Here is a 12,573-nt window from a genome sequence, read left to right on the forward strand (position 1 = left end):
CCGTCGTTACACGGTTCGCCGCACTCTGCGGTCGAAACTCCGGCCCACTTCCACACCCCACCGGTGTCGACCAGGTGAAATGTCGATCATGTATCGGCCAAATTAAACTTACAGAGCGTCATTGACACTGCGTAAGTGTGGCTCTAGCCTGTGACCATGACCACAGCAAAGAGAATTGTCTTCATCGGCGCGGCAGGTGACATGTGCCGCGTGGCGATCGATCGCTTCGCCAAAACGGCCGGGGGCGGCGGCTGGAAGTTGGAGTTGTACGACCTCCGGCCGGAGGCGCTCGAGGCGTTCGTCGCGACATTGCCGGCCAAGGAAGTGACGGTCGGCTCGTTCGATCTGTTCGACGGGGTCGCGCTTCGCAACGCGATCGAGGGCGCCGCACTCGTCGTGCTCGGCGCGGGGCCGTACAACCGGACCGCGGAGCCGGTGATGGAGGCGTGCCTCGAGAAGCGAGTGCCCTATCTCGACCTCGACGACGATGAGGAAAGCACTCTCGCCGCAATGGAGCTCGATGCCCGGGCGCGGCAGGCCGGCGTGCCGATCTTCGTCGGATGTGGCGCGTCACCCGGACTGACCAATGTGATGGCGTCCGACGCGGCCCGCGATATGGACACGGTCGAGCGCATCGATGTGTGCTGGGTGACCGGCGACGAAGGGCCGGTGCCGTACGGGCGCGCGGTGCTCGATCACGCGATTCGCGGCTATGCCGGCCCCTGTCACACCTGGGAGCACGGACGCTCGGTGACTCATCAGACCTTCCTCGAAACCGATGTGTTCGCGCTGGGCAACAGCTTCGGCGATGGCTACCGGTTCTACGAATGCGCGCATCCCGAGGCGGTGACGATGCCGCGGCGCTGGCCGGGCGCCGACCGGATTCGGGTGCTCGGTGCGCTCGATCCGCCGCCGGTCAACGGCATCATGCGCGGGATCGCCGTGGCGGTGCAGGAGAACAAGATCTCGATGGACCAGGCGATCGATTTCGTCAACGACGTGATGACCGACAAGACCGGCTCGCTCCGGGTGTGGAAGCACGCGTTGTCGGGGCTGTGGGGCACGGTTCGCCGCGGCGAGATCGGCGCGCGCGAGGTGCTGAAGTACCTGGCGACGGCAGCAGCCGGCAAACATCCCGCGTTCCGCGGGACGAACTATGTACGCGTGATCGGCAAACGTGATGGGGAACCTGTGGTTTCGGTGCGTCGAGTGCCGGTCAGCGGGCCTGGCACCGCCTGGACCGACATGGCCTCCGCCACCGGTTCGGCGACCGCGGCATTCATGGTGCTGGCCATCCAGGAACTGGGCGATCTGTCCGGCGTCCTGGCGCCCGAGGACTGGGCCGAGCCGGAGCTCTTCTACCGGACGTTCGCCAAGACCGGCGGGGCGCAAGCCCATGAGGTCGTCGAGGCGCTGGTCGCACCGAGCTCGGCGGTGACATCGCGCAAGGTGAGTGCCTCGGCCGATCAGGGCGGGCGGTGACGGCACATGGATCTCTTGACTGAAACCGGTTGGGCCGCACCGCGCATCACCGGCGAGCCCGCACTAGCCGGCGACATCACGTGCGACGTCGCCGTCATCGGGGGTGGCGTCGGCGGCATGACCGCGGCGCTGCGGCTCGCCGAGTCCGGTGCCGACGTCGTGCTTCTCGAAGCCGAAACCTGCGGGTGGGGTCCCAGCTCACGCAACGCCGGCTACCTGACCAACTCGATCGCGGCCGACCCGGCATTGCTGGCACTGCTGTTCAGTCGCAGCAAGGTCCGGGCGCTGTTCCAGTTCGCCGAAGCCGCAGTGGAATTCGCCCAGGAAACCATCGAGCATCGTGCCATCGACTGCGATTTCGAGAAGGTGGGAATCGTGCAGGCCGCGGTGTCGAAGGGACAGCTTCGCAAGGCCCGGCGGAACGCGAAGATCATGGCCGAGGCGGGGTCGTCGGCCGAGTTCGTCGACGGGCGAGCGGCGGGCCTCCCGGACGGCTTTCTCGGAGGTATGCGGGAAGGCGTCGGCGGAACCTTGAATCCGGCCAAGTTCGTCCTCGGATTGCGCGGCGCCGTCCTCGCTTCGGGGGCAAGGGTTTTCGAGCACTCTCGGGTGCAGGACGTCACCGACAGCGACAGTGCGGTGATCATCGCGACGGCCAATGGCCGGGTGCGTGCCAGGCAGGCGCTGCTCACCACCAACGCCTACACCAAGAACCTCTCGATCGCGCCGCGCCGGTTGGTCTCCCCGGTATGGACGTCCCTGGTGGAAACCGAGCCGATCGCCCCGGAACGCCTGGACGAAATCGGCTGGACCAGTAGGGCGCCCATGGTGACCGCGCACATGATCCTGGAGAGCTATCGCGTCACCCCGCGAAACTCGATCGTCTTCGGTACCCGGCGCCTGGAGACGACCAGCGGTCCGCTGCTCGCCCGGACCCCGTCGACGCGTGTCGTCGACGACCTCGTGCGTGGCTTCCGTGACCGCTTCCCCGGGTTGCACGACGTCGCGCCGCAACGGGCGTGGGGCGGCTGGATCGGCATGAGCTCCTCCTGGCTGCCCGTGGCGGGGGAGGCCTCGCCCAACGTGCTGTATTCGCTGGCGTGCAACGGGCACGGCTTCGCGCAAGCCCAGTATGTCGGCCACATGCTGGCCGGTCGGCTCTCCGGCGAACCCATGGCCGAGGACCTGGAAACCATCTGGCACGGCCGCGGGCGCTTCTGGCCCAGCTTCGTCAGCGGACCGGCACTGGAACTCGGCTGGTTCGGTGACCGTCTGTCCGACCGGTTGGCACGCCTCTGATCAACGACGGGCCCGGCAGCAAGCGGGGCCCGTCGAATACGGCCGCCAGGCCTTCCGGACCAGGCCTTCGAACACAAGAGATGAACATGGACATCAAGAACTTACTGCTGTTACTCGCCGATCTCTGGATGATATTCGCCGGGTTCACCTATGGCTCGAAATTCATCAGGAATTTCCGCAATTACCTACTCGGCCTCGAATGGATCATCGTTGCGACCTCCGGAACCAATTTCTTCTTCTTCGCATTGCTGGGCGCTCATCGGACCAGTCCGATGTACCACATCGCGCTCTTCTTCGACGCGTTCTCCAGGGCGGCCGGAATCACGTTGATTCTCATCCTGGGTTTGATGAAGGTGACCCACCGCTACAAGCCTTCGCTGCCAACCGATATCGCCGTCTTCGCGCTCGCCACCGTCGCGGGTCTGTACTTGTCGATATTCGCCGACCGGATAGGCGTCGCCGGGGCGACCTTCTATGTCGTCGTGAACGTCATCACGTCCGTGTTCCTGCTCTACTTCGTGCGACGGCTCTGGAATATCGATGAGCGAGGGCAGGCGATCGGGGTGGTCCTTGCCACCGCGGCGGCATTCGTCATCGCCGCGACGTACGACTTCTATCACATTCCCGGCGATGACGAGAACCACACGTTCTTCTATATCGGTGCACTCGCGACCTGGGGATTCCAGATGATGATGTACTACTACGCCTACCGCGCGCTGCACCGCCACAATGAGCGAACGGAATCCGATCAGCCCGTGGTCAGCCGGGGACTGTCCCGATGACGGTGGATCCTGGCCGGTAGGCGGACACGCCCGGCGGCGGCTGCGCGGGGTCACCTCTATCGTGAAGTAGTGAGGACACGATGAGCAGACGCCCGAAGCATGATCCCAAAGAGTCGGAACGCGAGATCATCGACGCCGCAAAGGAGTTCCTGCGCGAGCGGCCGTTTCGTGAGATGACCGTCGACGCGGTGATGAGCCTTACCGGGCTCAAGCGTCCGGCGTTCTATGTCCACTTCCGCGACCGTCACGATCTCGCGTTGCGGGTTGCCGACGAACTCGGGCAGGACGTGTCCGAGATGCTCGACCGTTGGCTGGTGGGGACCGACCTGCTCAATGACGCACGGGCGGCGTTCGAGGGACTTGCCGAGGTCTACCTGAAGCATGGCGCGGTATTGAGCGCGCTGGCGGATGCGGCCGCCAGCGATGAGAAGGTCGACGCCGCATACAGCGGGTTGATGGAACGATTCGCCGACGCCACCGCCAGACGGATCATCGACGATCAGGCCGCCGGCCGCATCAGCGCGGATCTGGATGCGGTCGAAACCGCCCGTGCCCTGGTCTGGATGGATGAACGCTATCTGAACCGGGTATTGGCTCGTGCCCCGCAAGTGGATCCGAAGCGGGTCGTCGATGTGCTCTACAACATTTGGATGTCGGTGCTGTACGGAATGCAGCAGCTACCGGACACGGTTTCTCAGGAGCCGAGCCGAACCGCGCGGAGCGCGACGTAGAGTTCGGCGGCGGATCTGGGATCCGAGCAGCGACGCCCGGTGAGGGTCTCGATTCTGCGGAGACGATAGTGAATGGTGTTGCGGTGGTAGTTCAGCCGCTGCGCGACCTCGGTGTTCGATCCGCCGCAGTCGAACCATAGATCGAGGGTGTCGAGCAGGGTGTCGCGGTCCTCGTCGTCGAGTTCGAGGATCGGGCCGAGGATTTCGCCGGCGAGGCTGCGGGCGGCCTCGGGCGCGCTGACCAGCACCAGCGGGAGCGGGGTGTGCCCGTAGACGGTGACGCTGTTCGAGCCGGGGTGGATGCAGCGGGCGGCGAGTTCGGCCTCGCGCACAGCCGTGCCGGTCATCGACAGTGTGGAGAAGATGCGGCTGACGCCGACCCGGCCGCTCACGATCTGCCGGAGCCGGGTCAGCGAATGATCCAGTGCACGTTGATTTCCGAGGCTGAGCAGCCCGATGCGAGCATCCGATTCGGTCAGCCACACCGAGTGCACGTAGGCCGCGCGCAGCCCGCCCTCCGCGCCCGGCACCGGATTGGCGGACGGCACACCGGACTCGGCGTGCACGACGACGAACACACCGGCCCGCGGCAGGTGCAGCATGCGGCCGATATCGGCCAGCGACGCGGCGTCGGTGTCGCTGTAGAACAAGGTGCGCAGCATGGCCTGCCGTTCGGCATCTGCCCTGGTGACACGCTCGGTCAGGAAGCCGGAGTAGGCGTCGGCCGCCGCGCTCGAGTAGTCGTCGATGAGCCGCCAGACCTCCGAACCCAGTGCGGGCAGGATGTTTTCGCCCGACCGGTCCGCGGTGGCCAGCGACCGCTCCCAGATCAGCCGACCCGCCAGCCGGTAGGCGTGCAGCAGCGCGGCGAGCGGGATACCCAGTTCGGCCTTGGCCCTGCCGACCTCGGTGGCCGCCTGCAGCCGTCGCCCGCTGATGCCCGCGAGCTGGCCGAGCATGGCCTCCAGATTGTCGTGGACGGCGGTGCGCAGCACGGTTTCCGGCAGGGCGGCGGTTTCCGCGTAGGCATGGTCTACGGCGCGGATACGCCCGACCAGTTCACTCGCGAGGTCGTCGATGTCCGCGAGCAGGGTGCGGGCAACCGCCTCGGACCCGTTGGCGGGCGGTCCGATCAGGGCTGTCATGCGTTCGATGGTACGAAAATGACGAGATCGTGTTGTGTGCTGGAACACAGTCGGCAACCCGGATCCGCCGACTCGGGCACATGGTGTGGACGGGGGCTTCGCTTGCAGTATCGAGATCGATAGTGATCTGGGCCATATCGGCCCGAGTTCGATGCGAAAGCGAAGAGAGGTGCACGAACTCCCGGTCGGGCAGCACCTGCAGGACCATCTCGCGGTCTTCCTGAACTATCGCACCGACCGGGAATCGCTGATGACCGCGTTGACGCCGGACCACCTCGCGCTGTTGCAGACCGAGGCGCGCGGACCGCTGACCTCGAATGTCGGTGAGGCGGGCGGATTCTTCGCGACCCGGCCCGGATTGGCCGGCCCCGATGTGCAGTTCCATCAGGCGCCCGCCCTGTTCTACGACGAGGGCATGGGCCCGCTGCTCGAGCACGGCTTCGGATTCGGTCCCTGTCTGGTCAATCCCACCAGCCGCGGTGAGCTCACCCTGCGGTCGGCCGCACCGGGCACCGCACCCCGTATCCGGCACAACTACCTGGCCACCGAGGACGACCAGCAGACCATGATCGCCGGGCTGCGCATCGCGCTCGACATCGCCGGGCAGACCGCCCTGCGCGAGGTCACGACCGGCGAATTCTCGGTTCCGGCTTCGGATTCGGACGCGGACCTGCTCGACTTCGCCCGCCGCACTGCGCAGACGCTCTACCACCCGACCTCCACCTGCGCCATCGGTGCCGTCGTGGACCCGCAGTTGCGCGTACTGGGCCTGGAAGGCCTGCGCGTGGCCGACGCCTCGGTCATGCCGACGGTCGTGCGCGGCAACACCAACGCCCCCACCATCATGATCGCCGAGAAGGCCGCCGACCTGATCGCCGCCGACGCCGGGATTTCGGGATAAAGCGAGACTCTCGCCTCCGCCGCGCAGACCGAGTGACTCGCGGCGGACTCCCCACTACGGGGATGGGTGAGCAGGCCCTACGCGCTGCTCATGAGGTCGACATCGGAAACGACGACGTGCAGGCGGATCGCCTGCACACCGTACCGGGTCCGCTACCGGGCGGGACTATCCACGGCAGGGTGACGCAATCGCTCCATGCACTGCTTGCGAAGCGTGGACGCGGTCGCCCCGGTGAGCACCTGCGACGCCGAGGACGCCAGCAGCCGCATGAGACGGGCGTGAAACTCCTTCGGGCTCAAGCCGAAACGTACGAACGCCTCGGCGTCATTCCCGCCGTACGGCGCCCAGGCGGTCGCGAATTCCAGCATCTCGTTCTCGATGGGAGTCATCGGCGCCGCCTTTCGCTGCGGGTCACTCGGGGCCGGAACCGGCCGGGATCCCGGCGGTTTCGGCGATCTCATGGGCCTTGTGGACCGGAGTGTCGATTCGTGCGACGGTCGGGGTGCCCGCGGCGGCTCTGTGCCGAGGTCCGTCCAACGCCCGCCGCGGCTCCCACTATCGTGCCCACCGGTCGAGCCGGCGGTGCACGAAGGATGTGCGCTGGTCATTCGGCCGACCTCGCGCGTTGGTTCTCGGGCATGGGCCCACTCCGCTCCTGTTTTTCATGTGATGTCGCCACCAACGGGCGCTGAAACCGCAATCGGCCGACGGGCCGGGCAGCAGTCCGATCTCGAATTGGATTCGACTTTAGGGGGGTGGTGTGACGCTGTCAACAGCCATGTAAGGGCATGAATGGCGAGCTCGCGGTCGAAAAGCCCTCGAGCGAGCCACCCGGTCCGGCTACATGTCGGTGCGAGTCAGGACGCGGGCTCCGATTCGATGGGCGAGTTCGAGCGCTAGCTCGACGGCCAACCGGCGTTCGCCCGGCCGATGTCCGAGCAGCTCGGTGGCGCGAGAAACACGTTGCAGCACCGTGTTTCGATGCGTGTGCAGGCGGGACGCGGTGCGCGGGGCGTTCTCGGCTTCCTCCAGGAATACGCGCAGGGTCTCACGCAACCGGGCGGCAGCGGGAGTGTCCGCCGCCAGCGGACCCAGCGTGTCGGCGACGAATTCGGCTGCGCGGGAGGGATTTTCCGCCGTCAGCGCGGCGACCTCCAGGTCATGGAAGAGCGTGACCCGCGCGGCGTCCGGCTGCCCGGCGAGCAGGTTGTGCATCCCCAGCGCCGCCTCGTGGGAGCGGCGGAAGCCGGCGATGCCGGAGCGAGCCGGGCCGACCGCGACCCGGACGCCCGGGTGGGCCGCGCCCAGCGCGCCCCTCAGGCCGTCGACCGTGAAGACGGAAGGGCTGCCCACCCACGCCCACAGTGTGGAGCTGCCCGCGGACAGCGTGAGCGGGGGCCGCGCCCCACCGGCCCGCGCCAGCATCGCCGCCGCGGACTCGAGCGCGCCCTGGACCTCGCCGGCCGGCGAAGACCACAGCACGAGCGCCGTGTGCGTGCCGGCGAGGTCGTATCCGAGCCGCTCGCTCGCCCGGCGGTTGTCGATCGGCGCACCGTCGAGAATCAGCCGGATCGTCTCGGCGCGCCGGGCCAGCGCGCCACCGAGAATCTCCTCGCGTTCGCGCTGTGCGACCGAGATGACCCGGCCGACAACCTGGTCGACGTACTCGAACATGCGCTGAGCGGAGATCTCGAGCAGTGGCACGAGCAGTGGACCCGACCCCGCGATCCGCGTGGCATGCGCCAGGTAGTGCCGCCACGCGGTGTTCTGCCCGCGCCGATAGGACTGGAAGATCACATCCAGATCCATGCCGCGCCGCGCGACCGTGCGGGCCACGTCGAGCGCTTCGGGTGGCACATCGATCGGGGACAGGCGGGCCTCCCGGCGGGCGAGAACGGTCAGCAGCCGTGCGGCATTCGCGCGATTGCTGGCCGTCATGTCCGCGATCAGTGCCGCGTCGGCGCCCACCATGGGTGACAGCTCGATTTCGGCGGCATCCATCTCGGCGACCAACTGGTCGAGATCGGCCAGCATCACCTCCGCCACTCGGCCCATGAGGTCGACGAGTTCGGGTGCCGGATCGGGACCATTCATGCATCCAGTGTGCGGCCGCACATTTTCGGGGGCAAATGATGGCCCAGCGGACATACCCCGGCGGCGATCTCGCTCCTAACGTGAACCGAATCACAGCCCCGCCCTCTCTGCGGCCCAGGAGACCTTTCGTGACGATCCCGTCCAGCCACCACGACACCACCGATTTCGATGTTCTGGTCATCGGCGCCGGAATATCCGGTATCGATGCCGCCTACCACCTCGCGACCCGCCGCCCCGGCACGTCCTTCGCGGTGCTCGAAGCCCGCGACTCGATCGGCGGTACCTGGAGCCTGTTCCGATATCCGGGTCTGCGCTCGGACTCGGACATGCCCACTTACGGCTACGGCTTCAAGCCGTGGACGCATCGCAAGTCGATCGCCGACGGGCATCTCATCCTGGATTACCTGCGTGACACCATCACGGAAAACGGTCTGTCCGAACACATTCGATTCGGTCACCGGGTGCTCGACGCCCAGTTCTCCTCCGCGACCGGGCGCTGGACGGTCCTCGTCGAGCACACCGGCAGCGCGGAGCAGGTGCGATTCACGGCGCGATTCCTGTTCCTGGGCACCGGAATGTACGACCATCGTGCCGGATACACCCCTGATTTCGCCGGCCTCGACGAATTCGAGGGCCGCGTCGTGCACCCGCAGCATTGGCCGGCGGATCTGGACCACACCGGGAAACGCGTGGTGGTCATCGGCAGCGGCGCGACGGCGGTGACGCTGATTCCCGCGATGGCGGGCAGCGCCGACCACGTCACCATGCTGCAACGGTCGCCGAGCTACGTCATGTCGCTGCCGGCCGTGGACGTGATCGCCGGCGCCCTCAACCGCGTGCTGGGCGCCGAACGCGCCGCCACGCTGATCCGGCGGAAGAACATCATGATCACCCGCGGAATCTACAAAGCCTGCAAGCGCGCCCCGCGCGCGGCGCGCCGGCTGCTGATCGCCATGGTGCGCCGGCAACTGCCCGCCCATTTCGATGTCGACACGCATTTCACGCCCCGCTACAACCCGTGGGAGCAGCGGGTGTGCGTGGTGCCGGACGGTGACCTGTTCAAGGCGCTCTCGAGCGGCCGCGCCTCGGTCGTCACCGACCGCATCGCGCGCTTCACGCAGACCGGCATCCTGCTGGAATCCGGTCAGCAGCTCAGCGCCGACATCATCGTGACGGCAACGGGTTTCAACCTGTCGCCTTTCGGCCGGATCCGGTTCGAGGTCGACGGGCGACCGGTGGACCTGCCGCGGACAACGGTCTACAAGTCGATGATGCTGTCCGAGGTGCCGAACCTGGCCTTCGTGGTCGGCTACACCAATATTTCCTGGACGCTCAAGGCCGATCTGGTCTGCGAGCACTTCTGCCGTCTACTCGATCATATGGACGCCAACGGTTTTCACACCGTCACGCCGGCGGCGGCCGACCCGGCCATGGAACGGGTGCCGCTCGTGGACGACCTGCACTCCGGCTATGTCCAGCGGGGGATCGCGGGGTTCCCGCGGGCGGGAACTCGTGGCCCGTGGACAGTGGAGATGGCCTACGAGAAGGACGCCGAGCGCCTGCGCGAGAGTCCGGTGCACGACACCGCATTGCGGTTCACCTTCGCCGCCCCGGCGACCGTGGTCGCAGCCAGGTGAGCGCGATGCGGAACATCACCTTCACCAGCCATGGAACCCGTTGCGCCGCATGGCATTTTACCGGAGTGGGCGCCGAGCCCGGGCGTCCGTGCGTGGTCATGGCGCACGGTTTCGGCGGCACCCGCGACACCGGACTGCTCGGGTATGCCGAACCATTCGTCGCGGCCGGGTACGACGTCCTGGTGTTCGACTACCGTGGCTTCGGAGACTCCGAAGGCACTCCACGCCAGCGTGTTTCGTACCGTCGCCAGCGCGAGGACTATCACGCGGCCATCGCCGTCGCTCGGCAGTTGCCCGGCGTCGACCCCGACCGCATTGTGCTCTGGGGGACCTCCTACTCCGGCGGCCATGCCGTCGCGGTCGCCGCCCAGGACCGGCGAATCACAGCGATCATGGCGATCACCCCCGCGATGGACGGACTCGCCACGCTGGCGCACGTCCTGCGCCGCGCCGGTGTCGGCTACCTCGCACGCGCGGCCGGGCACGGGTTGCGTGACCTTGCCCGGAGCATCGCCAAGCGGCCGCCGCACTACGTGCCGATCGTCGGCCCGCCCGGATCGGCGGCCATCATGACCAGCCCGGGCGCGGTGGAGGCCGTCGTTCCGGTCGCGGGACCGACCTGGCGTAACGAGGTGTGCGCTCGGGCCGCCCTGGAAGTCGGCCTGAACCGGCCCACCACCTTCGCCGGGCGCGTGCCCTGTCCGATCCTGGTGCAGGTCGGCACGAACGACAGTGTCGCGCCACCGAGCGCGGCCCTGCGCGTCGCTGCGAAAGCTGGTCCGCGGGCGCGTATTCGCGAGTATCCCGTCGACCATTTCGACATCTATCAGGGCCCGTGGCAGCAGCAGGCGGTGACCGACCAGCTCGAGTTCCTCACCGCTGTATTGCGGTGACCTCCAGGTCCGTGCTCGGCACGCCGGCAGAGCATCGGTCAGAACTGCGGCCCGCTCCCGCACCGCACCGGCACCGGCCGCCCCGGATCCAGCGCGTTCAGAACCATCGCGTCCACGCTCGGGTCGTACGCCAAGCCGCTGTGCCCGACCGGGTCGTCCGGGCACTGGTCCTGGACGACGAGGTCGGTGACGCCATCCTCGGCGATGGCCGCGGCGGCGGGCGGGGACACCATGGCGTCGTGCGCCGACACGATGGTGGTGTAGCGAATGCCGGTCCGGGCGATCGGGCCGTCGTGCAACCGGGTCATCGCCACCGAGCCGGGGGAGACGTCCTCACAGATCCCGCACACGCCCGCGACCAGCCCGCGTAGCCCGAGTTGTGTTGCGCCGCCGATAAGTCCGCTGGTGATGCCGTTCGTGGGTGGTGCCAGGACGACGATCGCGCCGATCCGGTCGGCCGCTGCCGGGTCGGTCTTCGCGAGGTAGAGCGACACGAACGCGCCACCGGAATGCCCGAGGAGGTCGACCTTGGCGGCGCCGGTCTCGGCCCGCACGCGGTCGATGAAGGCGGATACCTGCGGCACGGACACCGACACCCCGTCTATCCCGCCGTCGAAGGCGTTGGTCCCGCCGTAATTCAGGGAGTACACGCAGTACCCGGCATTCGCCAGCTTCGGCCCGAGATGCGCGAACCCGTTGTACTGATTGGCGGGAAAGCCGTGCACGAGCACCACCGGCCGCGGATGCGCCTTCGACGGTGTGCACGGCACATTCACGCCGGGCGCCGATTGTGCGGGATCCTGCCCGGACACCACGAACCAGACTTCCCGGGCGACCATCTCCTCGAAAGTCGCCTCCGGTAGCGGATCGGCGGCTGTGACCGTGCCGGGCGCAACGATGTTCGGTACCAAGGCAATCGCGGTGGTGGCCAGAACCGAGCCAACGCATTCGCGTATGCCCATGTCGAGCTCCAAGAAACGAACGAACTTTTCTCTCAGTCTAGTCCTATAAATTCCCCGCAGGTGGAGGAGTATTTCTGGAATCTCCACGTGTGGTTCGTCTGAACCCCCGTAGGAATCTCCAACCCGACGCGGCAAACCCGGACGCTCTGTTGGACTCCTCCCCGATTGATCGCACCGGTGCCGGAGGAGGACAGTCGACAGCACCGTCCACCCCCACCCCGGATCGCGATACATGTCAGCAACACCCGCACATCGCACACAACGGACCCGCTACACCTCCGTCGGCGGAAAACAGGCCGCGTGGCGCATGATCGGCAGCAGCATCGAAATCCTGGCCCTCACCGTCACACATGCCGCCAGACCCCCCGACACCGCCGCCTTCGACGACAACACCTGCCACGACCTGTGCTGGGCCCGTGAACGTTTCACCAAATTCACCGACCTATGGGACGCGATCCGCAGCGAATACTGGCAACTCCTCTTCCACGCCGACGCCCACTGCACCTAGGCAGTGTCTCGAAGTGTGTGGTGGGGGGGGGGGGGGGGGGGGGGCCGCCCCCCCCCCCCCCCCCCGGGTACTGTATTGGTAGGGGTTGGAGGGTTGTTGGTATTTGGGTGATTGTTTTTGTTTGAGACAAGAAAATATA

The 12,573-nt window shown here is 67.0% G+C and carries 12 protein-coding genes; 8 read left to right on the forward strand and 4 right to left on the reverse strand.

Features of this window, described 5'->3' with window-relative positions:
- Nucleotides 1–156: 156 nt before the first annotated feature.
- From ACFXKA_RS25965 to ACFXKA_RS25980, 4 genes are all read left to right on the forward strand, one after another.
- Entirely contained in the window at nucleotides 157–1,482 is a 1,326-nt protein-coding gene (locus ACFXKA_RS25965; RefSeq protein WP_354835308.1) for a saccharopine dehydrogenase NADP-binding domain-containing protein, read from the forward strand.
- A 6-nt stretch (nucleotides 1,483–1,488) separates the two neighbouring features.
- The gene (locus tag ACFXKA_RS25970) at nucleotides 1,489–2,781 is read left to right on the forward strand and encodes an NAD(P)/FAD-dependent oxidoreductase (RefSeq protein WP_379429241.1); all 1,293 of its coding nucleotides are present in this window, start codon (nucleotides 1,489–1,491) and stop codon (nucleotides 2,779–2,781) included.
- A gap of 86 nt (nucleotides 2,782–2,867) precedes the next feature.
- Complete coding sequence (locus ACFXKA_RS25975) at nucleotides 2,868–3,563, forward strand: transporter (protein WP_354834546.1); 696 nt, start codon at nucleotides 2,868–2,870, stop codon at nucleotides 3,561–3,563.
- Between the two features lie 80 nt (nucleotides 3,564–3,643).
- Nucleotides 3,644–4,294: a TetR/AcrR family transcriptional regulator gene (locus ACFXKA_RS25980; protein ID WP_354834549.1), complete on the forward strand. Its 651-nt coding sequence runs from the start codon at nucleotides 3,644–3,646 to the stop codon at nucleotides 4,292–4,294.
- Here the strand turns inward: ACFXKA_RS25980 and ACFXKA_RS25985 are convergent.
- Nucleotides 4,258–5,439 (reverse strand): PucR family transcriptional regulator, encoded by a 1,182-nt coding sequence (locus ACFXKA_RS25985; RefSeq protein ID WP_379429242.1) that lies wholly within the window; start codon nucleotides 5,437–5,439, stop codon nucleotides 4,258–4,260. The genes ACFXKA_RS25980 and ACFXKA_RS25985 overlap by 37 nt on opposite strands.
- Before the next feature lie 151 nt (nucleotides 5,440–5,590).
- Here ACFXKA_RS25985 and ACFXKA_RS25990 point away from each other — a divergent pair, with 151 nt between their 5' ends.
- A complete protein-coding gene (locus ACFXKA_RS25990; protein WP_379429243.1) occupies nucleotides 5,591–6,340 on the forward strand; it encodes a GMC family oxidoreductase in 750 nt (249 codons plus the stop codon).
- A 152-nt stretch (nucleotides 6,341–6,492) separates the two neighbouring features.
- Here the strand turns inward: ACFXKA_RS25990 and ACFXKA_RS25995 are convergent, their stop codons facing one another.
- A complete protein-coding gene (locus ACFXKA_RS25995; protein ID WP_354834558.1) occupies nucleotides 6,493–6,729 on the reverse strand; it encodes a hypothetical protein in 237 nt (78 codons plus the stop codon).
- A gap of 451 nt (nucleotides 6,730–7,180) precedes the next feature.
- Nucleotides 7,181–8,434, reverse strand: a complete 1,254-nt coding sequence (locus ACFXKA_RS26000) for a PucR family transcriptional regulator (protein ID WP_379429244.1) — start codon at nucleotides 8,432–8,434, stop codon at nucleotides 7,181–7,183.
- 38 nt (nucleotides 8,435–8,472) lie between these two features.
- On the opposite strand from ACFXKA_RS26000, the gene ACFXKA_RS26005 reads away from it, so the two are divergent.
- Together ACFXKA_RS26005 and ACFXKA_RS26010 are read left to right on the forward strand one after the other, a co-directional pair.
- Nucleotides 8,473–10,071: a flavin-containing monooxygenase gene (locus ACFXKA_RS26005; protein WP_379429245.1), complete on the forward strand. Its 1,599-nt coding sequence runs from the start codon at nucleotides 8,473–8,475 to the stop codon at nucleotides 10,069–10,071.
- A gap of 5 nt (nucleotides 10,072–10,076) precedes the next feature.
- Nucleotides 10,077–10,964 (forward strand): alpha/beta hydrolase, encoded by an 888-nt coding sequence (locus tag ACFXKA_RS26010; protein ID WP_379429246.1) that lies wholly within the window; start codon nucleotides 10,077–10,079, stop codon nucleotides 10,962–10,964.
- A 38-nt stretch (nucleotides 10,965–11,002) separates the two neighbouring features.
- Here the strand turns inward: ACFXKA_RS26010 and ACFXKA_RS26015 are convergent, their stop codons facing one another.
- Nucleotides 11,003–11,926: an esterase/lipase family protein gene (locus ACFXKA_RS26015; protein WP_379429247.1), complete on the reverse strand. Its 924-nt coding sequence runs from the start codon at nucleotides 11,924–11,926 to the stop codon at nucleotides 11,003–11,005.
- A gap of 232 nt (nucleotides 11,927–12,158) precedes the next feature.
- On the opposite strand from ACFXKA_RS26015, the gene ACFXKA_RS26020 reads away from it, so the two are divergent.
- Nucleotides 12,159–12,434 (forward strand): hypothetical protein, encoded by a 276-nt coding sequence (locus ACFXKA_RS26020; protein WP_379429248.1) that lies wholly within the window; start codon nucleotides 12,159–12,161, stop codon nucleotides 12,432–12,434.
- The last annotated feature ends 139 nt before the right edge of the window (nucleotides 12,435–12,573 follow it).

The organism is Nocardia sp. NPDC059228, from assembly GCF_042754245.1.
Taxonomy (GTDB): Bacteria; Actinomycetota; Actinomycetes; order Mycobacteriales; family Mycobacteriaceae; genus Nocardia.